Genomic DNA, 24029 nt, shown 5'->3' with positions numbered 1-24029 from the left:
GCGTATGATCTAAAATCAAAAAAAGCCAAATTTGAAAAATAATGCCTTCTTCGAATCTGCTCCTTTTGCTACTTTGAATTGTGTGGGTCAAGCGCGTCTCGCAATGCATCCCCAATATAGTTAATTGATAAAACTGTACATAATATTAAAATACCCGGTGGAATCCAAAGCCACGGTTGATCCGTTAAAATCGAAATCGATTGGGCATTTGAAAGCATATTCCCCCAGCTTGCATCTGGTGGCTGTACACCTAAACCTAAAAAGCTTAATGCTGCTTCATCTAATATTGCCCCTGCAACACCAGAAGTAGCGAAAATCAAAATTGGTGCAATGGTATTAGGTAAAATATGCTTAAACAAAATACGTGGCGTCCTATATCCTAAAGCAATACTTGCTTTCACATAGTCCGATTGCTTAATCGCTAAAACATTTCCGCGCACAAGTCGTGCTATACCTGGCCAGCCTAACACCCCTAAAATAAGAATGATATTCGTTAACCCTGGTCCTACAATACTAGCTACAACTAAAATAAACAAAATATATGGAAATGACATAAACATATCTGTAATACGCATAATAATCCCATCTATAATGCCGCCAAAATAACCAGAAATCAACCCTAATACAGTACCAATAATCGCCGAAATTGCCACCGCACCAATACCTACAGCTAACGAAACACGTGCTGCATAAATGACGCGACTAAACACGTCTCGTCCTACTTGATCTGTACCTAGCAAATGCTGCCATGAAGGTGGTGCACTAAATTCACTTGTAATTTCAGCTGGATCAAACGGTGCAATAAACGGTGCAAAAATGGCCGCAATCGTTACAATCGCTAAAAACCATAGTCCAATCACAGCTAATTTATGCTTTTTGAATCTTCTCCAAAATAGGCCCCTCGTATTAGCTACAGCAAATTCTTCACTCCAAGTGACCGTGTGTTCTGTATCATATTGTTTTTTATTAAAATACCGTTTAAATAAACTCATCGTTTGCCACCCCCTACATAGCTTTTGCGAATACGTGGGTCGACAAATGCGTATACAATATCCGTTAAAATATTTGAAGCAATAACAACGAATGCAGCTACTAAGTTTAATCCCATAATGGTAGAGTAATCACGGCTCATAATGGAAGAAAGCGTAAGCTGACCAATACCTGGCCAGGAGAAAATTTGCTCAATTACAACTGCTCCACCAAATAAAATCGAAATCTCTAATCCGATAATTGTTACAATTGGAATTAAAGCATTTCGCATCGCATGTTTATTCACAACGAAAAATTCTTTTACTCCTTTTGCACGAGCTGTACGTAAAAAGTCTTGTCCCATAATTTCAAGCATGCCCGAACGCACATAACGGATGTTTCGCCCAGCAACGCTTGCGACAAGCACTGTCACTGGTAAAATCATATGCCATAAAAGTGATCCGAAGCTTCCTTCAGAACCTAATTCTTTCATACCGCCTGAAGGTAACCAGTTTAATTGAATTGAGAAAATATATACTAATAATAGAGCTAAGAAGAAGTTTGGAATGGAAACTCCTAAAAATGAACCCGTTACAAATGTATAATCAAGTTTCGAATATTGCTTCGTCGCACTATAAATACCAATTGGAATCGCAATAATTAACCCTAATATTAACGCTGTTCCCATTAAAATAATTGTCGGACCCATTCGGCTCGCAATTAACTCGGTTACAGGCTCGTACGTAATCATTGAATAGCCTAAATCGCCATGCAACACTAAGTTTTTTAACCAATTCCAATATTGAATGTAGGCTGGATCATTTAGTCCTAATTCTATCATTTTAGCCTGTCTTGCGGCCTCTGGTAACTTAGGGCTCACGAGCATATCGACAGGATTACCCGGTGCCATTCGCATAATAATAAAGTTAATAACCGATACACCAAATAAAACGGGGACGGCGATTAATAATCGTCTTAAAATATATCCTAGCATGCATCTGTCCCCTTTTCACGGCGAATAATACTTCGTTTTGTCGGATCTGGCTTCGGATAAGCATTTAATAATTTTTTTGTATAATCATGTTGAGGATTTAAGAAAATTTGTTCTGTTTTACCCATCTCCACAATTTTGCCCGCATACATTACTGCAATACGATCACTAATATATTTCATTGCACCTAAACCGTGCGCAATGAATAAGTATGTTAACCCTAATTCATGTTGAAGCTGTTTAAACAAGTTTAAGATTTGCGCTTGAATCGATACATCTAATGCCGATACAGGCTCATCACAAATTAATAATCTTGGTCGTAATGATAACGCACGAGCAATGCCGACACGTTGGCGTTGACCACCCGAAAACTCGTGTGGGTAACGCTCTTTTGCAGTCGTCGGTAGCCCCACTAGCGCAAGTAAGCGGTCTACTTCCTGGGCTATCTCATTCGTCGGGACTATTTTATGTACGCGTAGCGGTTCTGCAAGTAATGATCCGATAGTTTGTCTTGGATTTAAAGAAGAATATGGATCTTGGAAAACGATTTGGATTTGTTGACTTAAGCTAACGCGGTCTGTTCGATAATCCATTGGTTGACCATTAAATAGAATACGGCCCCCTGTTTTCGGTTCTAGACCGATAATCGTGCGCCCTAACGTTGATTTCCCACAGCCAGATTCTCCTACGAGCCCAACTGTTTCCCCTTCATAAATTTCGAATGAAACGCCATCTACTGCTTTCACATAATCGGTTTTTAAATTCATAAAGCCCGTTTTAAACGGATAGTACGTTTTAACATCTTCTAATACAAGTAACGGAGAGTGGTTTTGCTCTGTTTCCTTTTTCATTGCTGCTCTCCTCCTTGTGCGACCTTTTGCCATTCAAAACATCTCGTTTTATGCCCTTTTTCAACTTCAATTAATGGTGGTTGCTGTTTTTTACAATGCTCTGTTGCAAAAGCGCAGCGGTTTGCAAAACGACAGCCAACAATATTTTGGTAACGTCCTGGTATCGTACCTGGAATTGCCTTTAATTGTTTTCCGTCAAAATCCATTGATGGAATTGAATCCATTAGGCCCATTGTATATGGATGTAATGGTCGTTCAAACAACGTAAAAACATCTGCTTCTTCGACAACTTGCCCTGCATACATAACGATGACACGATCTGCCATTTCTGCAACGACACCTAAATCATGTGTAATAAGTAAAACAGACGTTTGCAGCTCATAACACAATTCATTCATTAAGCGCATGATTTGTGCTTGTACCGTTACATCAAGTGCCGTTGTCGGTTCGTCCGCAATTAATAACTTTGGTTTACACACTAAAGCTATTGCAATCATGACACGTTGTCGCATTCCACCTGATAAAGAGAATGGGAATTGCTTCATCACACGTTTAGCATTAGGTATACCAACTTTATCTAACATATTTTGAGCAATTGCTTTTGCTTCCTTTTTATCGACATCTGTATGGAGTAAAATGGCCTCTACTAGCTGATGGCCAATTGTAAAAACAGGATTTAACGCGGTCATTGGCTCTTGAAAAATCATTGAAATTTCTTTCCCTCGTAATGATTGAAATGCCTTATTAGAAAGAGCTGTTAAGTTTTTATCTTCTAATGTAATTTCACCTTGCTCAATTGAACCGCGTTTCCCTAATAGACGCAAAATAGAGAGTGCTGTTACGCTTTTACCGCTTCCCGACTCACCTACAATCCCCAATGTTTCACCTTTTTTTACATCAAAGCTAACATCGTCGACACTGACTACTTTTCCATATTCAGTTTCGAATGCCGTTTTCAGCTGTTTTACGCTTAGCAAACTCTCCATTAAAACACGTCCTATCTCTCTCTTTATTTAACAGTCCACTCGTTTACGTTAATGAACATACCGAAGTCGCTTGGTGTAGCGCCTTGAACTCGTTTATTGACTGCGCCTAATGCTGTTGTAGCATAAATTGATGGCATTGGTACTTCTTGTTGTGTTATTTCTTGTAATTCACCGTATAACGATTTAATTTTCACTTCATCTACTTCAGTCGCTAATGCAGCTAAAATTTCATTGACACGTTTATTGCTATACGCGTTTGGATTACCTTCTCCTAAGAAGTAAGCAATATCCGGAAGTGGATTAATTGGTGTAATGGATACTGTTAAAATCGCTAAATCATACTTCTGGCTTACGATTTCATCGATAATTGTACCGAAATCCATCATTTGGATTTCAGCTGTAATACCTGCCTCACGTAGGTTTTCTACGATGATGTTTGCAGCTTGCTCTAACGTTGCATCACCTGATAATACAGCTAATTTCAACTTTTTGCTTGAATCCCATCTAGACTCAGCTAATAATTGTTTTGCTTTTTCTAGGTCATACTTAACAGGTTTAATAGCATCATTTAAGTATGGGCTATTGCTTGGGAAGAAGCCATCCGTTACTTCACCAGCACCTTTTAATAAATTATCAATAATTAATTGACGGTTCATAGCATATGAAATCGCTTGACGTTGCTTCACATCTGGAACTACGTTTTCATTAATATACATATATTGTGTAGCTAATGGCTCTCCATAAGCCGTGTTTAATGTATCTAAACCTTGCACATTTGCATAATCTGAAACCGGAATAACACCTGCTGAAGGGATATTCATATCAATTTCACCGCTCTTTAATTGAGCAGCAATTTGATTCCCTTGTAATACTTTAAAGTTTAATTGATCTAATGTAGAAGCACCTTTGAAGTAATCTTTATTTGGTACCATTTCTACAAAATGCGCACGATCCATTTTTGAAATGATAAATGGACCAGAAGTTACTGTTGGGTTTTGCATGAAATCACTAGCATTTAGCTCTTCAACTGCAATTGCTTCAAGCTGTGCCTTCGGTAATGTTAATAAATAACGACCTACTGTATCTTGGAAGATAGATAAAGTCGTTGGTTTTTTTGTTTTAATTTGAACTGTATCTTCGTCTACTTTTGTAACGCCTGAAATAGAAGTGGATCCTTGTGGTAAGTAACCGCTATCATCTAAGCCATCAATAATTGCAAACATGTAAGCATAGTTTGACGCCACAACAGGGTTTGCCATTAATTCTAATGTATAGACTACATCATCCGTTGTAATGTCTGTGCCATCCGTCCATTTTGCTTCTTTATTTAAGTTAATAGTAAATGTTTGATTATCTTCTGTTGTAATAGCATCAGCTAGCATTGGCTGATAGTTTAATTTTGAATCTAAATCAACTAATGGTAAAAATAATAGATTTGAAACATAAGTAGATACTAATCCATTAGGTTGTAACGGATTAATGTTGCTAGCTGGGTACGTTACACCGATATTAATAACATTTTTTTCGCTGCTCTTCCCTTTAGTTGAAGAAGAAGATTCATCGTTACCACACGCTGCTAAAACAACTAGTACTGCCATTGTGACTAACGCTAACATAACCTTTTTTGAGTTTTTGAACATTGCTTTTCTCCTATTTCTCTAATTTAGGTGCTTCATTATAAATATGATGAAATGATTTGCTTTTCGCCCGCCTGCACTTTACTTTGAATTCGATTGCTCATAGGAGGCATCGGACAGTTAAATGAAGATGAAAATGCGCATGGCGGTAAAAATGCTTTATTAAAATCAAGAATCACCGTATCATCGTTTAATAGTTCGATGATTAACATACGACCCATACCGTAAGTTTCGTTACCACTTGTTGCATCTCGGAAAATAATAATTGAGTATAGTCCAGATTGAAATGGTCGTAATGTATATTGCGCTCCGCCAATTTCCACTTCAATGACACCTATTGATTCGTGACTACGCGCTGCACGATTGTCATCTCCCGTGTGAGAAAATTCAATCATCACATCATCTTTTATAAGCTTTCCTTTATAAATCGCTTGTTCGTCCAATTCGTACGAATCAATATGACTAAACGTTTGAAGTGCAGAGCTGTTTTCATCAAAAATGGCTAGTAAATGCATAGAGCCTGGCTGACTTGTGGCCATTGCAGAAATGCCGTTAGTAGTTTGAATGATCGTTTCATCCGCAATAATCTCTAAAATACCTTCTACTAGCACACCGTTTATAAATAATTGGTCTTCAGCTAATGCCGTTAAGGTAAGACCTGGTACAGATCGGTTTGTCGGCTTCCAGCTTCCAGCAATTTGTTTAACTGTTGTTTCACTCGTTAACTCATGCATTGCGATTAAACGTAAATCACCTTGTGCTCCCGTTACTTCTAAATGACGTTGTTTATGCCAGGCTTGTAATGTGGTATGCATCTTGAATCAGTCCTTTAATAAAAATTCACGTACTAGGTTTAAGAAATCTTCATGCTCTTCGATAAATGGCATATGCCCACTCTCTTCAAATACAGTTAATTGCGAATTTTTAATTAATGAATGCATTACTTCTGACTGTGTTAACGGTGTAATCCAATCGTGACGACCCGCTACGATCAATGTAGGCACTTCAAGGTTGGCAATTTGTGAGCGTACATCGTATTGTGGCATTAAATGTTTGAACGTATAGTTTGTAATTTCTAAGGAACCGATCGGACGACTTCCTGTATCGCCACCTAGTTCTTCCTGATAGTTGTACCAGTATAAGTCCCAACAAATATCCCACCATTGAATTAAATGATCGTCGTCACGGATGTTTCCTTCAAATAACTCAGGAATAGTTTGAATTTGTTTTTCCGTCCCAATTCGTTGTGCAAACTCTTTAGCTTCCTTATAGAATTCATAGCTTGGTGCAGTATTAATTAATAAGAGCTTACTCACTGATTGCGGATAGCGCGTAGCAAATACTTGGGCAATCATCCCACCAAAAGAATGGCCTAGCACAGCAACTTTTTCTAAGCCTAAATAATTGCGTAACGCTTCGATATCATCTGCTAACTGATCAAATGTTGCTGTCATTACATCTACACGCTCTGATTGACCGTTGCATCTTTGATCTAAATAAACTATCTGATAAAATTCTGATAGTGGCGTTAACCAAGGCTTGAAATCAGAGTGATCACTACCTGGTCCACCATGTACGGCAATAAGTACTGGTTTTTTCACCATTTTTGGTCCTACCGGAATATACCCTGAACCTTCTACGTCAAAATAAATTTTCGTTCCATTTATCGCAGCAAACATTATTTTCTCCTCTTTATCAAATAAATTTTATTTATATAATTATTAAAACTACTTTGTTATTATCTTAATTCCTATTTGTTTAGTCAAGTTTTTTTAACAAGAGAAATACTATTACAAATAATAGAGTAAAAGTGAAAAAATTTATAGTTATTTTTTCATAAATAACTGCTGAATATGCTCAAATAACATGTTTTTCACTTAGGTAGAATTAGTATTACACTCGTTGGTAACAATTCGATGGTTATTAACATGGATATCCTCGGAAGACAAAATTATTATGATTCAATAAAAAATGCGATAAAAAGACATTATCTAAAGATAAAATAATTTAACTGCATAGCATGAAGAATTTCAAAAAATATAAAAAAGCTCATATAACTAGTAAGTTATTTGAGCTTATTCTATCTATCTATCATTCTACATCTTGTCTTAACATTTGAATTTCTTCTAACGTTAAACTTGTTAACTCCATATTTCCTTTTGCTACCATCTGTCTTGCAATGATTTTTATAAATTCTTGCATTCCTTTTTGGATTCCTTTTTCAATCCCTGCTTGTTCTGCATGGTATTTTGCTATCTCTTAGCATTCTAAGAGATAAGATGATTTTTAAGCAAACTTTCCTATATAAAAAAATCTTTTTCCTTCTATGTAATACGCACTATAAGTTTTTTGATGTCAGAACCCGTCAAACCGTATTAAATTAAATTGCCCTACTACACTGTTGGATTTTCTAGTAAAATAGCTATGCCTTGTCCGCCACCAATGCATAAGCTTGCTACGCCGTATCTAACACCTCGTTTTTGCATTTCTAATGCAAGCGAGTAAGTAATACGTGCTCCACTTGCCCCGACTGGATGCCCAAGTGCTACTGCTCCCCCATTGACATTCACTATTTCTTGCTCAATTCCTAACACCTTCAGGGTTTGCAGTTAGATAATGCTAAATTGGAGGATTTAGGGAGGCCACTAATAAAACAACTTATAACAAGCTTACGAAACTAGCTTATAAAGTAAAAAAGCAGAGACTGGCAAGAAGATGAAACTCATAATTTGGAATACACTAGTTCTTGAATTAATAGTTATACTTTGCTACGTGCACTTGCATTACTAATTTTTTTGCAATGCGAGTTGAACACAATAAAAAACTCCTCAAAATTGAGCTGTTTTGGGGAGTTAGTTTATGTTAATTATTTTGCTATCGGTTGTGTAACTTCAAATCCTTTTTTCACCTTATTTCTTTTGTACATGTAAGTAAATAGTTTAATATATTGCCCGACAAGTATGGCGTTTAAAACCGTACCTTCTCGAATAAACATAATTTTACCAGCTAAAATCAGTCCGAAGATTAATGCTAAAGCAAGTAACGTCAAGTCAAAACACGTTTTAACATTCCCCCATTTAAACCCGGTCCTTAGTTGAACAGCATTAACGAAATTATCAATGGGCATTAGCACAACTTTAGATTGAAGCATAAGGAATACACCAAAAGCTAAAAATGCATCTCCAATAACAAGTGTTAAAAATTTCGTCCAATACTCAGGAAGATTTAGATAAGTAAATGTAAGAGATAGATTGAAATCTAAAAAAACAGCAAATATCGCCGAAGCAACAAGACCCATAATATGGTATAACTTAAAACCCTTTCTGTAGACTAAAAATGCCAGCACTAACATGATACACTCTAAAATGAAATTTGCCTTTCCCTGTGTTAACCAATCAAAATGCACAACAAAAACTCTTTGAAAGGCACTTTGAGGTGAAATGCCAATCCCCGCTGTTATTGCTAAACTAACACCAATTGACAATATATATATTCCAATGATATATACAATCCATCTTTTAATTAAACTGTTTTTATCGGATTTTAAAACGCTTTCATTTTGCATAAAAATCCTCCCTTACCCCTTGTGAAATTTTATAGTATTGCCAATCATTTAAATCTTGAGTGGAACATTTAGCATTAGTGCCTCTTAGTAAAAAATAGTTTTCTCACCGCTCAGGTATTATTAAAATGTTTCTCTAAAAAGCATAAATACGGTGTAAGTAATATGGACAGGATTTATTGAGTCTTATTTCATGATGCGGAAACGATGCAGAGAAATAAACAGACTTAAAAGTTTATTCACTACCGGCTCCCCTTCATTGCGGTTACCCATTTCTTCTAAAGCTGCATCAATGGCGTCAGCACTATTGGTTAATTCATCGACAGTCATATTCGCCATAGCGCCAAAAATTTCAAGAGGCATCACACTCTTAATCGCTTTATCATCTGATACAATACATGCACCAGAATATTTATCAACTTCTTTTGCACAGAAGCACATCTCTTCGCTTTCCTGTCCAACTACAACGAAATACGGTGATGGCGCTGACCAGAAAGTTGCTACTGCACCATGTTCAACATAGACTCCTTTAAATAATCCATTAACGACATGGCGTTTTCCATCTGCATAACGCTGGATAACAGACAGGCGGCTTAATTTTTCACCTTGATAATCCGGAACAATTTTGCCATTTACTATTGACACCCAAATTTCTTGGTAAAACTTTTCATGACCTCGCCCATATACATCAAATAAATAGACTTTTGCTTTTGTCCCATCTTCGGAAACTTCAAAAGGTGCAATGTCTAACTCAGCCGGTGTTAAGTCCTCTAAACCTTGTACACCCTTCGTACACATGGAAGAGTAGTCAATCTCAATTTTCTTTAATAATTTTTTGTCTTGTGCAATCAATTCACCATCTTTAAATACGTAAAGAGGATTTATTTTTGAGAGGCTGTCCGTCAAGACAATATCAGCAAATCGTCCAGGTGTTAAAGAACCTATTTGATCTTCCATATGGTAGGATTTAGCTGTATTTAATGTTGCCATTTTTATAGCTTTAATCGGGCTAATCCCCATCTCCGTACATAGGGAGATAATCCAATCCATATGCCCCATCTTACGTAACCTTTCAATTGAGATATTATCCGTACATAACATAAAATTATCTGTTGGAAATTTACGGTCTACAATGGAACGAAGCAATGTTTTTATTACTTCACTGCTCCCTACACCAAACTTAATTTGGGTTGGAAAACCGTAACGAATGCTTTTCTCAATATCGTCCCCATTCCAAACATCATGATTATTGGATGTACCAATAGCAGGTAAATAATTTAAAATCATATCTGGAAGAGCAGTCAAGCCCCAATGCCCGTTCATAAATCCCCCTTTTTCTCTTACCCATGAAGCCTTCAGAAAGTCATCCTCATCCCCCTTACTATAGGTAAAATGTTCAAATTCACCTAGCCCGATTACCGGCTCCATATTTAAGACTTCCTCCGTTACCGATGCCGCTACTTTCTTCCCAGGGGCAAATGCATATAATCTGTAGGGCAATTTTTCATAATCACGGAATAGACCTTGAGCCGCTCTGACCCCATCCTCACCAGCTGCACTTAGAAGGTCTAAAGTTTCAGCAAATATCGTCGTTGTTCCATTAGGAACCATTGCTTCGCCCAAGGCTACTGGATGAGCCAGCTGAGATTCAAAATGCAAATGTGCATCTATTAATCCCGGAATAGCGTATAGCCCTTGTCCATCAAATACATCTCTTACTTTAGCGATTGATTCATCGGGATTTAGAGCTACAATACGCTTATCATAGATTAGCAAAGACCCTTGATAGACCGTTTCCCCATGTACATCCAAAATATGTACATTTTTAATAAGCAAATCTGCTTCCTTTCTACCGTTTAAAATCTCGTAAATATCCCGTACTTTCTCAAGATGATTTGTTTCATTTTGTTTCATAGTTCGTTCTCCCCTTCGTTATATATTGATGTTTTATAAGAAGAGCAGTGCTCTTAACTTATCTAAAATAACTTATTAGTTAAACGATTAACTAATTGCTTCAATAGAGTGGTTAAACGATTAACTAAATAGATGTATTTCTTTTGTTGATCGTTTAACCACGTTGGTACATTAACTTCTGATTAAATTGGTTAAACGTTTAACTAATTTGGAATATCTTTATTAATGAATGAAAAATAGTTAAACGTTTAACCAATAGTTCCTTATTTGCCTCTATTTAAGTTTATCTCATAAAAATCATGAAGATTTCCGTTCAACAATAAACGGTTCTAATATAGTTACTGCCTCAAATTTTTCTTTTTGAATTTCGCTAAGAATAATCTCAGCACTTCTTATGCCTAATTCCTGGTTCTGTAAATCCACACAAGTTAGCTCAGGTGTAGAAATTTGTGATAATAGCGAATTCCCCAAACTCAAAACAGCAATATCCTCACATATCCGAACATCACGATGAACTAATGCCTTAGTTAAATAAACTGCACTTAATTCATTAAGTACAAATGCACCATCAATATTGTTTTCAAGAAGATTTGGCACACAATCTTTTGATAAATTCATATTATCGTCGATTTCGATAATTAAAGGCTTTTGCTCATACTTGCTTGCTTGACTAATTCCATCCAAGAATAATTCAAGTACATCGTTAGGCAACTTTTTATGAACTAAAGCTAATTTATTTTTACCTTTTGAAAATAGATATTCTGCCCCTATCCTACCTGCTTTGGTTAAATCCGGATACACTAATGGAAAACCGGAGTACGGAATACATCTATTTGCATAGACAACAGGTATACCACATTCTAAAAAACTAGGAATATTATCTTTAAATGATAGGTCAGAAAATAACCCAATAATGATAATTCCAGCTACCATATTTTCACGCATAAGTAGTAGTATTTCATTTTCACTTAAATTAAGATTGTCTACTTCATAAATAAATAAATTATAATGATGTTTTCCTAAAGTTTGACTGATTCCAGAAGTGATCTCAGAATAATAAAGACTATTAATCTTTGGTAAGATTACCGCAACATTAGTAGTTTCCTTACGCTTTAATGCTTTTGCAACTACATTTGGTACGTATCCCAGTTCTTTAATGGCGAGTTGGATTCTTTCTTCTGTTTCTTTTTTCACAACAATATTATGGTTTAAATATCTAGAAACGGTACAAGCGCTTACATTAGCGTGTTCTGCAATATCTTTCAGAGTTGTCATATCAAATCTCCTTGCCTTTAGTTAAACGTTTTAGTAAATCGTTTAACCGTTTATAAAAACAAAATATCATGTTAATAACTTAATTGCAAGAAAATTCTGTACATTATTCAAAGATAGTTGTAACTTTGAATGAATTTTTAGCACTTCAAGTTACTCGTCGGACTCACTATATGAAAATATAATTTGGCACTTATTAACTTTCAAAGTAGTAGTATTTCCCAAAATATAAAAAGCTTTTTTGAGTGCAATGAAATCATCTCAAGTTCAACAAATATTTAATAATAAAAGACTGTAAACAAACTCGATATATTTTCGAGTTTGCTTACAGTCTATGCAATCATTACATTTTTTTCAATTTTTCATATTCAAGCTGTAATTTTTCGATACGTTTGCGGCCTTCCTCGCGGTTTCTTGCTGTTTCTGCTTGAATTTGCTTTGTTTCTTGGATACCGGCCATAATTGTTTGCCATGTTGTTTCAATAGTTTCAATTTTAATGCTTGGGCTACCAGCAGCGCGTGCAATATTGACACTATTTTTGCTAATGTTTTCTGCATTGCGTACAAGCATTTCATTTGTGCGGCGATCCAGTTCACTCATTGAATCTGAGATAAGCTTTTGACGCTTTAATGTTACTGCGTGGATTAAACCTTGTTTAAAAATTGGAATAGTCGTTACAAACGCAGAGTTTATTTTACCGATTAGATGATTATTACCTTGCTGCATTAAGCGAATTTGTGGTGCAGATTGGAACGATACTTGCTGCGCCATTTCTAAATCATAACGTCGTTGCTCAAGTAATTCTACAGCACGTTGCATTGTTTCAAATTCCATTGCAGCTAGTTGGTCACCTGTTTGCGCTTTTTGCTCTAACATTGGTAACGCAGCACGAACTTCATCTGCCTTTACTTCAATCGCTGCAATAAATTTACTTAATGTTTGGAAATAGTCTAAGTTTTGGTCGTATAAGTTTTCCAAGTCGATAGTATTACGTTTCATTTCAACTTCATACTTTTGAATTTCACGATAAATCACGTCAACTTCTTTATTCATGCTGTCATATTTAGATAAAAATCTTTCTAATTGTTCTTTTCCTTTGCTGAACAGCTTTGTAAGGAAGCCCGCTTTTTTCTGCTCTGCAAAATCTTGCGGATCGAATTTATCCATCACCTTATTTAAATTATTTAACAATACACTGGATTCTTCCAGCTTACTAGCTCTCATTGATGCCAGCATTTTATCTGAAAATGTAGAAATGCCATTCGCCGTTTCTTTTCCTAGCTCTAACATAGCGATTTGGTCTTTTACATCAATTTTTTGAGCAAGTGCATGAACCTCTGGATCCTTCTTTAAAACAAGCTGGTTTTGAGCAATTTGTGATAGCTCTTGCTCAGAAATCAATGTCGGTGTTTGCACTGGTTCAGCTTGCATTAATGGGTTAGGTTGTAGTAGTGGTTTTTCAGTTGCGAATGGATCTTTTGATTTAAATAGGTCATTGTTCATTTCAGACATAAGTAATACCCCCTGCGATTAATCTCTTCTATTACATACGATTAGTAGATGAAAAAGTTTCATCTGATTTAGCCATACACGTTCGATTTAGTTAAAGTTTCGGACTAATGAGAAGCTTGTTTGCGCGGTATGTAGCTTCATTCACAAAGCAGTCCATCATTCCTTCTCCTCAAATTATAGCCTGTTTGAACTAAAAATTCGACTGAATCTTCAATTCGCCTTACATCTTTTCTAAAAATTAGTATATTCGAAAACAGCTACATCCCAATAGCTGTCACACTGTAGGCTATAGCTTAAAGAACTACTGGAATATACTGACCGCCATCTGTAGGTTCAATTACATATGTAATTTGTAATATAAAGCCACGGAAACTATTTACTCTTTTAGATTCAATAACTTCTATTTTCCATAGAGTAACTTGATGTAAAAAATCACTTATAATCTTCGGATAATAATAGCGATTTAAATCATTTTCTAAATTTTTCTATATAAGGAGTAAGCATTAACATTAACATTTCCTGTAATCTAATCTCCTTAGAGTCTTGAATTGGTTCTGATGATGAAACGGCTGTTGTTTGAAAAAACGTAATTAGAACATAGGACAGTATAAAAACGATTAATATCTTTTTCATTTTCTTAAATACTCCTCATTACGGTTTTTACATAAACGCTGGGCTTTACTTCAATAAGTAGTAGAGCCTTTTTCTACTTAAATACGACGCAGGGAGAAGAATGGATAACACTTTTCTAATTCGGGAAGATTAGAAAAGAGGTGAATTTATCTTGAAAAAATTGTATGCACTGATTTTATTCTTATTTTTATTTACGTTAATGTCATTAGAAACTTATGCACAGCCTAAAAACTGTCCTGTATTAAGTGATTTAGAGAAAACATCTCTTAAGGATAAAAAAGATGTAATAGAAGCGTTAAATACTTTAATACCTGAAACTTATGGAATTGGAATAGATGACTTTCCAGACATGTATACTAAGTGGAATGTAGTAACTGCTAAACCTTTTCCCAATACAGTTGGTAATAAGGAAGAAGAAGCCTATTTTGGAATGGCAAAAACCTTTTGTGGCAAAGAAATTGCTGAAAAGTCATGGCTTGTACGTTTAGATTTCCCAAAAGCACCTGGAGCTGACTTAGCCCAAGGTCAAATATTTTTAGCTAGAAGTAAGGAAAAAAGATGGTTTGTTTGGTTTCAATACCATTAAACAACTACACCTAATTGAACTAACAGGATACTTTATTATTGAGTAATGGAGTTAAATACTTCCATGAAGTGCCATTATGTTAACGTTGTGGATAAAAATGCAAATCGGTATTGATTCGCTTGTTTGGGATGGAGATAACCGCATTTTTTGCATGAATACAACCCATTTTAGTTTTTATATTATTCTCTTTTAAATTCTTCTTCTAGCTCTCCTGTTCCTGCGTTGAACATTAAATAGATCATATTTTCCTTTGCCTGATCCCAACCGATAACCATCACAATTGGAATATTTTTTTGTGGATCTTAAGTGAAACTAAAATTTATATCCCTTAGCAAAAGTGTCACCTGGGTATTTTGGTGTTTTTTTGTCCCTTTTTTAGTAATTCAGGCGTGTCAAACTTAAATTCATCAACACTAGCAATAAAGTAACTTTTAGGCATAACTTCCAATCCTGCTGGCACATGCGCTTTTTCATTTGCCTTTCCGTCTCTTATAGTTACTAGATAAAAATCTGTTTTACCTGGTATTCCAAATTCGATGTTCCAATGTTTTCTTTTGCCTTCCATTCCTGTTGGAGTATTATCTTTGTCAACACTATTTCCGCCATATAACATTGCTTCTTTATTCCACTTAAGCGCCTCTTTTTGGGCGATCTCGATTGCTTCCTTTAATGTTAAGCTCATTTCAGTGTCAGGGAAAAAAGAAACTTCGGATTTTTTGTTCGAACTCATTGTAGTATCTTGAAATGTACTTGGTTGAAAACTAACTAAAAATATACAAATAAAGAGAAGGAAAAGATTTTTCTTCATTAATTTCTCCCACCAAGGAATAGTATAAAACGATTAAAAACTTTTTCATTTTCTACAATACACCTCTTTACAACTTTATTTGTATTGTTACCGTTTCTAAATAAAGTATGTGCTTCTTCAACTAACCGGGGCTTTAGTAAACTAAGCATTGTTAAAACAATCTAACAAGGTTACTTTTATATCTTATTAAACCTCTATTTTAACTACTCAAAATGAATAGCAACCCATCTCTTCATTTTCCGCTACGTATTGTTTAACTGCTATCAATCTATTCACCAATTTTTCTCTTGTAAGCTACACATACTTATTTTTAGCATTGTTTAAATCACCTTCTACAGTTCTTTTATGTCTCAAATACTCCTCCTATAGCTACACGTATCTTTTCCTTTGAATCTTTCCACTCGTTGCCCTTGATAATTACTTTTTTCCCTAGCCACTAAAAAAAGGGAAGCAAACATTTCAAATAAGAGGTTGCAGAGCTCTTATCTATTTTCCTTACACAATCAACATAATAATCTGTCCAGGGAAGGAACGGTTAGTTATCTCTAAATACGAATAATTCATATTTACTGTCAATATGTTTGGGACATTAATACTCATATCAATACAATCAATAACACCCCTCAAAGAAGATTCGTTCTATCCTAACTTTTTTCAAAAAAATGTAAATATTAACCTTTTTAATAAATCCTAGGAGAAATTTTAAGCATAATAAAAAAATGCACACTACTAAAATTGAAATTAGTAATGTACATTTTTATAATATGTGCAACATTCTAAACAAGTTATGATAAATGAAAACATCATGTACAATTACTTGTCTTTAATATTACAGAGTAATAGCTGCTTTCCATCATTATGTCGTTACTTTTAATACCGTTTTGAACTTTTGAATCACGCCGCCTGTACTATATGTTAAGACGCTACGTTTGTAGAATGATAAGCTGAATAAGTATGCAACAATAATTGTCACTACTAAAATACCAAGTGATAGTAAAGGCTCAATCATACCTATATCTGTCGCTCCAATACGCATTGGCATCACCATACCCGATGTGAAAGGAATATAAGAGAAAACTTTAATAATAATTGTATCGGGATTACCAATTCCCGAAAGCATTACATAAAAGCCAATTAGGGTAATCATCATTGCAGGCATTAGCACTTGACCTGCTTCCTCTACTTTAGACACTAATGAGCCGAATAATGCGCCAACAATCAAGTATAAAACAATTGTTAACAGTAAAAACAGGATTGCATACAGCACATATCCAAGCGATAACTCCTTAACAATACTTGCTGCCATTTCCCAAATAACGCCGTCTTTCGCGAACTTTGCATAGATTAGGAAGACAACTGCAATAATCGCCATTTGTGTCATTGCCAGTAGCAGGACACCTGCAATTTTTGCTTTAAAATGCGTGGCAGGTTTCACACTTACTAATAGCATTTCCATAGCGCGTGAGCCTTTTTCAGAAGCAATTTCAGTTGTAATCATCGATAGGAATGTGGAAATAAAGAAGTAAATTAAAATGCCGACAGCATAGGATACCCATAGCCCTGATTGTTTTTCTTCCTCACTTTTTCCACCAGTCGTTTCTTCATTTAAATTTTTATTTGAAATAATCGTTTTGGCAGCCATTATTTGAGCTGCCTGCTCTGAAGATAGGGATAGTTTTTGTACAGCGTAATGCTGCCCAGCATATTGCAATAAAGAAGATATCGTCGATTGATCATTTAATTTCAAAGGCTTAAACGTTGAAATTTCTGCATGCAACTGACCGTTCTGATCACTCACTTCAACAATCGCAGCAAGTTCCCCATCTTTTACTTTTTGCTCTAACTTCTCTAAATTTGTCTCATCTTGAATAAACGTCATATCACTATTTGATACAAATATTCCGCTTAAATCTGCGGTTGTATCATTAACAATAGCGATTTGCTGTGCCTCATCGTTCCCTGTGAATAGCTCCTTAATATCTGACCAAAAAATAGCAACAGACATTGCAAGCACGTATAGAAGCGTCATTAAAATAAATGATTTTGATTTCAATTTTGATTTATATAATTGCTTCATTAACAAACTAAACTTCGACAACGCTGCCACCTACCTTATCTTTAAAAATTTCATCCAGTGTTAAATAGTCTAAGCTAAATTTTTCGATGTACTTACCTGCAGATAAATGTTGGAAAATACTTTCTGCATAATGCTCATCCTCAAGCATTAACACCGTTTGCTCTTTTTCCACACGTATGTCTTTAACACCTTCGAGCTTAAGTAATTCGGTTGTAGAGTAATCCGTTCGTACAGACAGTTTTGTTTTGCCATATTGTTTCTTTAAATCTAATAAACTGCCGGAAAAAAGTGATACTCCCCGCTTTAAAAGACATAAGTGATCACAAAGTTCTTCGACATTATCCATTTGGTGACTCGAAAATAATATCGTTGTTCCTTGTTCTTTTAGCAGTAAGATGGCATCTTTCAGTAAATCTTTATTCACTGGGTCAAGACCACTAAAAGGCTCATCTAAAATTAAAAATTGTGGTTTATGAATAAAGCTTGCAATTAACTGAACCTTTTGTTGATTTCCTTTAGACAACGTCTCCGCTTTATCTTTACGTTTTTCTTCTAAATCAAAACGGCTAATCCAAAAATCAATATCCCTCTTGAGCTCTGCTTTTTTCATGCCTCGTAGCTCTCCGAAGAAGTAGAGCTGCTCCTCAACCTTCATTGTTGGGAAAATTCCACGTTCCTCTGGTAAATAACCAAGGACGTCACGGTTTATTGAATTCACAGGCTTTCCATTCCATGATATCGTGCCTGCTGTAGTTTCCTGCAAGTCTAAAATCATACGGAATGTCGTTGTCTTTCCTGCACCATTTTGACCAATTAGTCCAAAAATCTCCCCTTTTTCAATCGTGAAATTTAAATTATCAACCGCAGTGAAATCTTTGTATTTTTTTGTGACCTGCTGTAATTGTAATGTCATATTTATCCTCCTTACCCCTCAAATATATGTAAATCATGTTCTAGATGCTTTTTGCGTCTTTGAATTTTTCTAATTGGTACATACATTAAAACCCCTAAAAACACATTTAAAAAACCAAGATTAATAGACATAAACGTTGCCGGAGATGCTGTTAGCCCCGTGAATATATTAAAAAATCCTATTAAAACACTTAGAATGGCAATTGGAATAAACAGCCTACTAATTGATTTTAAATATTTTATTTTTGAAGGTGCATCTGAGAATAATTCAAATTCCCCATCAGCTGCTTCTTTACGATAATATGCCCAAACACCGAATTTAGAAACGCATTCAATGTTTAGCGATTCTAAAAATTCGCAATAATCTTTCTTTTCACCTACTACCAATTCATTACGATAAATATATTTTCCAGGCTCGCCTTGTTCAAATACAAAGAAGCTGATTATATTTTTTCGTAAATGCCATCCTTGTTCGGCCATTTTATTGACCCATACCTCTTCTTTTTCATAGTCCAGAAAAAAGCGAAATTTAATTTTTTTCATATCAACACCTCTTATAAAAAATGCATTTTATGCTTTCCCATTTGTTATACGGATACCATTGTCAAAAAGTTCCCTTAATCGTAAAATTTCATATTCTATTACATTTTTCCCACTTTCCGTAATTATATATTCCTTCTTACGACCATCACCATCTAATGCTTCTATCCATTGTCGTTCTAACAATGTTTTAATAGCACCATATATCGTACCTGCCCCAAGACGAACACGACCTTTACTCATTTCCTCGACTAATTGCATAATGCCATAGCCATGTCGTGCTTCAAATAATGCTAATAAAATATAATAAACACCCTCTGTTAAAGGTGGATATTCCTGTGTCTGTGTCATAAAAAATACCTCCCTCTATATCGCCAAACAATATATCGACTGACGATATAAATAAAATATATCAGCGCCCGATATAGTTGTCAATGACAAAACTGGCGAATAATTCTTTTTGAGTTATTGCTAACACAAATCACTCATGTTAACATGTAAGTAATCACTTGCATTGGAGGATGTATTTTATTGACAACGAAAGAAACAGCAGAACGAATTATTGAAGCAGCCATACAGCTAATTAGCGAAAAGGGCTACACCGCAGCGACAACGAAGGCAATTGCCGACTTAGCACAGGTCAATGAAGTAACGATTTTTCGCCACTTTGGCAATAAACAAGGGATTTTAAAGACCATTGTGGACAGATTTTCCTACAACCCTATTTTGCAAAAAATGATGCATGAAGAGGTTACATGGGATTTAGAAAAAGATTTAAACCATTTTTCAATGAAATATTTTGAATATATGATGTCCATAAAGGATCTTGTGATGATTGGCTTTAAGGAATCAATGCAATTTCCAGAAATCAGTGAAGAAATAGCAAATGTTCCCCTTATCTTCAAAAATGAGTTAATTCAATATTTCGAGGAGATGCACCATAAAGGGAAAATCCGTGAGGTCAACTATGAAGCCGCTGCACTATCTCTTATTGCCCTTAATTTCGGCCACTTTATTTCACGCGCTCGATTAGGTACAACCGTTTCTACCCTTCCAACTGAAGAACTGATTAACACAAGTGTTGCAATTTTTTCTAGGGGATTAATTTCCTAGAAAAAATTTTTCTTAAGGATGCAAGTAAGTACTTACTTATAGGAGGTTTATAATGAAAGGATTACAAGCGTTATTTAAAATTCGCGAAACTTATATTGGTATTGCCGCTACAATTGCATTTCAATTAATATTTTTTTCTATCTGGATGACCGCATACGACGGCATAAGTGATAGAGCAGATAACTTAACGATTGGCTTGATCAGTGAAGATTCATCCTTTGGTCAAGAAGTTATTAGCGGATTAAAGGAATCATTGCCTTTTGCAACGAAAGATTTCACCTCAATTGAAAAGGCAGAAAATGAATTGGATCAACGTCATATAAATATGATTATCCACATACCAGCTGATTTTTCGGCCCAATTACAGGCTGGAGAAGAGGCAAACATTATTTATTCCATAAATCAAGCGAACGCAAGTCTTGCCAAAACAATGATGGAGAGCGTAGCAAAACAAGCTACAGAGGAAGTCAATCATAGTCTGTACCCTGTACAGCAAGGAGAAATTATAAAGGCATTTTCACAGCAGTTTTCACAGCTTCCTTTAGAACAAAATACAGCACTTAAAGTTCAAGATACTGTTGCTTCAACCATTATGGGAGTAAAAGACCGAACAGTTGAATCTACTATTATTAAAACGAATGACGTCAAAGGCTTTGCGGCAAATTTCGTACCGTTAATGGTTATTATTTCATCATTTGTTGGTGCAATGGTGATGATTATGCAACATCAGCAGGCAGCTGAAATCGTACAGCATACTGTTTCGAAATGGTCTTTATTTTTTGCTAGACAGCTAGTAAATATTGCGGTTGCTTTTATTCTTCCATTACTAACAATAGGATTGATGCATTTATTTACAATTTCAAGTAACGAAAGCTTTTTCACTATCTATCTATTCCAAGCTTTCATGTTTTGGGCTTTTCTATGTTTAGCACAGGTCTTTGTCATCGTATTTGGTAATCTCGGCATGGTCTTTAATATTTGCGCACTTTCCTTACAGCTTGTCACATCTGGCGTACTCGTACCAAATGCTATGCTTTCAGACTTTTACCATCGCGTTGCTTCCCTTTTGCCAGCAACTTACGGGGCTGATGGCTATTATACAATAATATTTGGAGGTAGCTCTGAAAGTCTAATTTATAATAGTAGTTCGTTAGCTATTATCATTGCTGTCACACTCGTTATTGCTACCGTTGCGGTTGCCTTAAAAAGACCTAAAATGGAACTAGAATTAAGCGTGACTACACCGCAATAAAAAAACAAAAGGCTAAGCCATAAGAGAAAAAGAGTTAGATTGACTGCTATCAATCTAACTCTTTTTACTATGTTTTACCGGCGATTGGCATGAGTTTATCGGCGATTCCCCTAGATTTATTGGCGTTTTACCGAGGATTACCGGCGATTGTCGTAACTTTCTTCAAAACGTAAAATTGCCGCAAACTGCTGATTTAGTTCACTAGCACTTTCGGCAAAATCATGCCGATACCACTCAATAATCATGCCGATAATTGCATTTGCTTGATAGGCACTATAAAAGTCAGTTGTTATTTTGCCTATTTTATTTTGTGCTAAGTCTCTTTTTAAAAGCGATTGAATTTCATTAAATAACATATAATAATAGGTTAGCGGTACATTTTTTGAAAAGACGATTCGATAAAATTGTTTAAACCGCTCTATATGATGAAAAATACGAATCGTATTTGGATCTAGCTCATTTTTAATAATGGTCGATGCAGCCCGGTATGGTTCCTCATATGAATTATATAAATCCTCCACAATTTCCTGAAAGTATTCCTCAAACAGCTTCTCTTTTTGTTCATAATGTAAATAAAATGTGCCCCTATTCACTTTTGCTACACGGCATATTTCCGCAATCGAGATATTTTCTAACGGTTTGTCGCTTAACAAAGTAAGCAATGCATTATGTAACGCTTGCTTTGTTTTTACTACCCGCAAATCATTAACGCTCAAAATTTTCACTCCCATATTAAACAAATATTTCAAATGTGTTGATTACTGAACAGTTCTACGAATTCTGCGTATTGAAATCGCTTACATGAGTATTATAATATTTTAATGAACACATGTTCAATACATAACCAGAAGTAGTAGATGCGAGTGCATATTTATTTCTGGTTAAGCTTAAGACAAAGTAACTTTGTCCTTAGGGAAATTCGATCTAATAGGAGGTCTTTTGACATGAGATTACAAGGTAAAGTAGCAATCGTTACAGGTGCAGCTTCAGGTATGGGAAAAGCAATTGCAGAAGGTTATGCAAAAGAAGGTGCTAAAGTTGTTGTGTCAGATTTAAATTTAGACGGTGCACAGGCTGTTGCAGATGGTATTCAAGCAAATGGCGGCACAGCTATTGCTATACAAACAAATGTTGCTTCAACTGAGGACATGCAACGCTTATTCGATGAAACAAAAAATGCATATGGTAAATTAGATATTTTAGTTAACAATGCGGGCATTATGGATGGAATGGAGCCTGTCGGTGAGATTTCTGACGAGCGTTGGGATAAAGTATTTGCCGTAAATACAACAGCTGTTATGCGTTCAATGCGCATGGCAACAAAGATTTTCCTAGAGCAAGGACATGGTGTTTTCGTTAATAATATTTCTGCTGGCGGATTATACGGTGCTCGTGCTGGTGCTGCCTATACTGCATCTAAACATGCCGTTGTTGGTTTAACAAAAAATACAGCATTTATGTATGCAAACCAAAACATTCGTTGTAATGGTATTGCACCAGGTGCTGTTATGACAAATATCGCTGCATCAATGACTAATATGAGTGAAGTTGGTGCGGCTCGTCAGTCACTAGGATTAGCAATCAATCCACGTGCTGGACAACCCGAAGAAATTGCACAACTTGCTATTTTCTTAGGCTCAGATGAAGCAAGCTTTGTGAATGGACAAATCATTGCCGTTGATGGTGGATGGACTGCTTACTAAGCCTATTCAAAATGCACGCAAAGGAATATACCTTTGCGTGCATTTTTCTCGTTCTATACTTTTTCAGTCGCAATACGTATACCAATTCCTACTAGCATAACAGCCGTAATTTTATTAAATATTGCCTGCACCGTCTGTTTCATAAACCATTTTCGAATAACATTCATAACGAGTATCACAATGCCCAACCAAACAATTGATAACGCGATTAAAATGCCTGCTAACACAATTAATTGAGAGTTTATATTAAAATTTGGCTGAATAAATTGAGGCATTAATGTTACATATAATAGCAATGTTTTTGGGTTTAATAGATCAGTCGTAATGCCTTGAGTCATACAGCTAAGCGATACGTTTTTTTCTGCATCTTCCTGTAAAGGTAGCTCTTCTTGTAATATCATATTTTGTGCCCTTGCACGCCAAGATTGAATGCCTAAATATATTAAATAAGCGGCACCTGCATATTTTATCGCTAAAAATAAGACCATTGATTTTGAGATAATCGTAGCTAGGCCAAGTACAGCAAGGGTTGTCCAAACGACAAGGGCAAGAATAATCCCCACCATTGTAAAAAAGCCTGCTTTCTTTCCATGGATGATTGTATTCTTTAACACTAGAAGCGAATCCACTCCCGGCACCATAACAATCAATAATGCCACTGCTGTAAACATCCAAATCTCATGCATATGCTCACTCCTTTAAACAATACT

General features: G+C 35.6%; 22 protein-coding genes and 2 pseudogenes. 4 read left to right on the top strand and 20 right to left on the bottom strand.

The window, feature by feature from the left end; genetic code table 11:
* Positions 1-68 precede the first annotated feature (68 nt).
* From opp4C to ACQKNX_RS03320, 13 genes and pseudogenes are all read right to left on the bottom strand, one after another.
* On the bottom strand, positions 69-992 hold the full coding sequence (opp4C, locus tag ACQKNX_RS03380; protein WP_427427568.1) for an oligopeptide ABC transporter permease: 924 nt from the start codon (positions 990-992) through the stop codon (positions 69-71).
* On the bottom strand, positions 989-1963 hold the full coding sequence (locus ACQKNX_RS03375; RefSeq protein WP_427427567.1) for an ABC transporter permease: 975 nt from the start codon (positions 1961-1963) through the stop codon (positions 989-991). Before ACQKNX_RS03375 ends, opp4C begins: the two co-directional genes overlap by 4 nt.
* Positions 1957-2811, bottom strand: a complete 855-nt coding sequence (locus tag ACQKNX_RS03370; protein ID WP_427427566.1) for an ABC transporter ATP-binding protein — start codon at positions 2809-2811, stop codon at positions 1957-1959. The genes ACQKNX_RS03375 and ACQKNX_RS03370 overlap by 7 nt, the downstream gene beginning before the upstream one ends.
* Complete coding sequence (locus ACQKNX_RS03365) at positions 2808-3797, bottom strand: ABC transporter ATP-binding protein (RefSeq protein ID WP_427427565.1); 990 nt, start codon at positions 3795-3797, stop codon at positions 2808-2810. Before ACQKNX_RS03365 ends, ACQKNX_RS03370 begins: the two co-directional genes overlap by 4 nt.
* Positions 3798-3820: 23 nt before the next feature.
* Positions 3821-5437, bottom strand: a complete 1617-nt coding sequence (locus tag ACQKNX_RS03360) for an ABC transporter substrate-binding protein (RefSeq protein WP_427427564.1) — start codon at positions 5435-5437, stop codon at positions 3821-3823.
* Between the two features lie 35 nt (positions 5438-5472).
* A complete protein-coding gene (locus ACQKNX_RS03355) occupies positions 5473-6249 on the bottom strand; it encodes a DUF1684 domain-containing protein (protein ID WP_427427563.1) in 777 nt (258 codons plus the stop codon).
* Positions 6250-6255: 6 nt separating this feature from the next.
* On the bottom strand, positions 6256-7113 hold the full coding sequence (locus tag ACQKNX_RS03350) for an alpha/beta fold hydrolase (RefSeq protein ID WP_427427562.1): 858 nt from the start codon (positions 7111-7113) through the stop codon (positions 6256-6258).
* 714 nt (positions 7114-7827) lie between these two features.
* A pseudogene (locus tag ACQKNX_RS03345) lies at positions 7828-8031 on the bottom strand (acetyl-CoA C-acyltransferase); the annotation flags it as partial.
* Between the two features lie 269 nt (positions 8032-8300).
* Positions 8301-8999, bottom strand: a complete 699-nt coding sequence (locus ACQKNX_RS03340; protein WP_427427561.1) for a YczE/YyaS/YitT family protein — start codon at positions 8997-8999, stop codon at positions 8301-8303.
* 183 nt (positions 9000-9182) lie between these two features.
* Positions 9183-10910, bottom strand: coding sequence for an amidohydrolase family protein (locus ACQKNX_RS03335; protein WP_427427560.1), 1728 nt, complete (start codon positions 10908-10910; stop codon positions 9183-9185).
* 297 nt (positions 10911-11207) lie between these two features.
* Positions 11208-12185 (bottom strand): LacI family DNA-binding transcriptional regulator, encoded by a 978-nt coding sequence (locus tag ACQKNX_RS03330; protein ID WP_427427559.1) that lies wholly within the window; start codon positions 12183-12185, stop codon positions 11208-11210.
* A gap of 340 nt (positions 12186-12525) precedes the next feature.
* The gene (locus tag ACQKNX_RS03325; protein ID WP_427427558.1) at positions 12526-13695 is read right to left on the bottom strand and encodes a toxic anion resistance protein; all 1170 of its coding nucleotides are present in this window, start codon (positions 13693-13695) and stop codon (positions 12526-12528) included.
* Between the two features lie 302 nt (positions 13696-13997).
* Positions 13998-14328, bottom strand: a pseudogene (locus ACQKNX_RS03320) (DUF3888 domain-containing protein); the annotation flags it as partial.
* A 151-nt stretch (positions 14329-14479) separates the two neighbouring features.
* Here ACQKNX_RS03320 and ACQKNX_RS03315 point away from each other — a divergent pair.
* Positions 14480-14914: a hypothetical protein gene (locus tag ACQKNX_RS03315; RefSeq protein WP_427427557.1), complete on the top strand. Its 435-nt coding sequence runs from the start codon at positions 14480-14482 to the stop codon at positions 14912-14914.
* A 340-nt stretch (positions 14915-15254) separates the two neighbouring features.
* Here the strand turns inward: ACQKNX_RS03315 and ACQKNX_RS03310 are convergent, their stop codons facing one another.
* The 5 genes from ACQKNX_RS03310 to ACQKNX_RS03290 form a co-directional block, all read right to left on the bottom strand.
* Complete coding sequence (locus ACQKNX_RS03310; protein ID WP_427427556.1) at positions 15255-15722, bottom strand: hypothetical protein; 468 nt, start codon at positions 15720-15722, stop codon at positions 15255-15257.
* Positions 15723-16578: 856 nt separating this feature from the next.
* Positions 16579-17829: an ABC transporter permease gene (locus tag ACQKNX_RS03305; RefSeq protein WP_427427555.1), complete on the bottom strand. Its 1251-nt coding sequence runs from the start codon at positions 17827-17829 to the stop codon at positions 16579-16581.
* A complete protein-coding gene (locus ACQKNX_RS03300) occupies positions 17807-18712 on the bottom strand; it encodes an ABC transporter ATP-binding protein (RefSeq protein WP_427427554.1) in 906 nt (301 codons plus the stop codon). Before ACQKNX_RS03300 ends, ACQKNX_RS03305 begins: the two co-directional genes overlap by 23 nt.
* Positions 18713-18723: 11 nt before the next feature.
* Positions 18724-19254: a DUF2812 domain-containing protein gene (locus tag ACQKNX_RS03295; RefSeq protein ID WP_427427553.1), complete on the bottom strand. Its 531-nt coding sequence runs from the start codon at positions 19252-19254 to the stop codon at positions 18724-18726.
* A gap of 27 nt (positions 19255-19281) precedes the next feature.
* Positions 19282-19602, bottom strand: a complete 321-nt coding sequence (locus tag ACQKNX_RS03290; protein WP_340824830.1) for a PadR family transcriptional regulator — start codon at positions 19600-19602, stop codon at positions 19282-19284.
* A 180-nt stretch (positions 19603-19782) separates the two neighbouring features.
* On the opposite strand from ACQKNX_RS03290, the gene ACQKNX_RS03285 reads away from it, so the two are divergent.
* On the top strand, positions 19783-20364 hold the full coding sequence (locus tag ACQKNX_RS03285; RefSeq protein ID WP_427427552.1) for a TetR/AcrR family transcriptional regulator: 582 nt from the start codon (positions 19783-19785) through the stop codon (positions 20362-20364).
* Positions 20365-20416: 52 nt separating this feature from the next.
* Complete coding sequence (locus ACQKNX_RS03280; RefSeq protein WP_427427551.1) at positions 20417-21616, top strand: YhgE/Pip domain-containing protein; 1200 nt, start codon at positions 20417-20419, stop codon at positions 21614-21616.
* Between the two features lie 137 nt (positions 21617-21753).
* On the opposite strand, the gene ACQKNX_RS03275 is transcribed toward ACQKNX_RS03280, so the two are convergent.
* Positions 21754-22332: a TetR/AcrR family transcriptional regulator gene (locus ACQKNX_RS03275; protein ID WP_427427550.1), complete on the bottom strand. Its 579-nt coding sequence runs from the start codon at positions 22330-22332 to the stop codon at positions 21754-21756.
* Between the two features lie 228 nt (positions 22333-22560).
* Between ACQKNX_RS03275 and ACQKNX_RS03270 the strand changes: the two genes are divergently transcribed.
* Entirely contained in the window at positions 22561-23319 is a 759-nt protein-coding gene (locus ACQKNX_RS03270) for an SDR family oxidoreductase (RefSeq protein WP_427427549.1), read from the top strand.
* A gap of 53 nt (positions 23320-23372) precedes the next feature.
* Here ACQKNX_RS03270 and ACQKNX_RS03265 read toward each other — a convergent pair whose 3' ends face one another.
* A complete protein-coding gene (locus ACQKNX_RS03265; protein WP_427427548.1) occupies positions 23373-24005 on the bottom strand; it encodes a LysE family translocator in 633 nt (210 codons plus the stop codon).
* Positions 24006-24029 lie beyond the last annotated feature (24 nt).

Source organism: Lysinibacillus sp. NPDC093712 (assembly GCF_050280025.1).
Lineage (GTDB): Bacteria > Bacillota > Bacilli > Bacillales_A > Planococcaceae > Lysinibacillus.
The sequence above is the reverse complement of the archived record's forward strand: the minus strand, read 5'-3'. Positions and strand labels throughout refer to the sequence as shown.

What these genes read in the sequence shown, in the direction of transcription:
- opp4C (WP_427427568.1), bottom strand. Translation starts at nt 992, where the DNA reads ATGAGTTTATTTAAACGGTATTTTAATAAAAAACAATATGATACAGAA.
- ACQKNX_RS03375 (WP_427427567.1), bottom strand. Translation starts at nt 1,963, where the DNA reads ATGCTAGGATATATTTTAAGACGATTATTAATCGCCGTCCCCGTTTTA.
- ACQKNX_RS03370 (WP_427427566.1), bottom strand. Translation starts at nt 2,811, where the DNA reads ATGAAAAAGGAAACAGAGCAAAACCACTCTCCGTTACTTGTATTAGAA.
- ACQKNX_RS03365 (WP_427427565.1), bottom strand. Translation starts at nt 3,797, where the DNA reads ATGGAGAGTTTGCTAAGCGTAAAACAGCTGAAAACGGCATTCGAAACT.
- ACQKNX_RS03360 (WP_427427564.1), bottom strand. Translation starts at nt 5,437, where the DNA reads ATGTTCAAAAACTCAAAAAAGGTTATGTTAGCGTTAGTCACAATGGCA.
- ACQKNX_RS03355 (WP_427427563.1), bottom strand. Translation starts at nt 6,249, where the DNA reads ATGCATACCACATTACAAGCCTGGCATAAACAACGTCATTTAGAAGTA.
- ACQKNX_RS03350 (WP_427427562.1), bottom strand. Translation starts at nt 7,113, where the DNA reads ATGTTTGCTGCGATAAATGGAACGAAAATTTATTTTGACGTAGAAGGT.
- ACQKNX_RS03340 (WP_427427561.1), bottom strand. Translation starts at nt 8,999, where the DNA reads ATGCAAAATGAAAGCGTTTTAAAATCCGATAAAAACAGTTTAATTAAA.
- ACQKNX_RS03335 (WP_427427560.1), bottom strand. Translation starts at nt 10,910, where the DNA reads ATGAAACAAAATGAAACAAATCATCTTGAGAAAGTACGGGATATTTAC.
- ACQKNX_RS03330 (WP_427427559.1), bottom strand. Translation starts at nt 12,185, where the DNA reads ATGACAACTCTGAAAGATATTGCAGAACACGCTAATGTAAGCGCTTGT.
- ACQKNX_RS03325 (WP_427427558.1), bottom strand. Translation starts at nt 13,695, where the DNA reads ATGTCTGAAATGAACAATGACCTATTTAAATCAAAAGATCCATTCGCA.
- ACQKNX_RS03310 (WP_427427556.1), bottom strand. Translation starts at nt 15,722, where the DNA reads ATGAAGAAAAATCTTTTCCTTCTCTTTATTTGTATATTTTTAGTTAGT.
- ACQKNX_RS03300 (WP_427427554.1), bottom strand. Translation starts at nt 18,712, where the DNA reads ATGACATTACAATTACAGCAGGTCACAAAAAAATACAAAGATTTCACT.
- ACQKNX_RS03295 (WP_427427553.1), bottom strand. Translation starts at nt 19,254, where the DNA reads ATGAAAAAAATTAAATTTCGCTTTTTTCTGGACTATGAAAAAGAAGAG.
- ACQKNX_RS03290 (WP_340824830.1), bottom strand. Translation starts at nt 19,602, where the DNA reads ATGACACAGACACAGGAATATCCACCTTTAACAGAGGGTGTTTATTAT.
- ACQKNX_RS03280 (WP_427427551.1), top strand. Translation starts at nt 20,417, where the DNA reads ATGAAAGGATTACAAGCGTTATTTAAAATTCGCGAAACTTATATTGGT.
- ACQKNX_RS03270 (WP_427427549.1), top strand. Translation starts at nt 22,561, where the DNA reads ATGAGATTACAAGGTAAAGTAGCAATCGTTACAGGTGCAGCTTCAGGT.
- ACQKNX_RS03265 (WP_427427548.1), bottom strand. Translation starts at nt 24,005, where the DNA reads ATGCATGAGATTTGGATGTTTACAGCAGTGGCATTATTGATTGTTATG.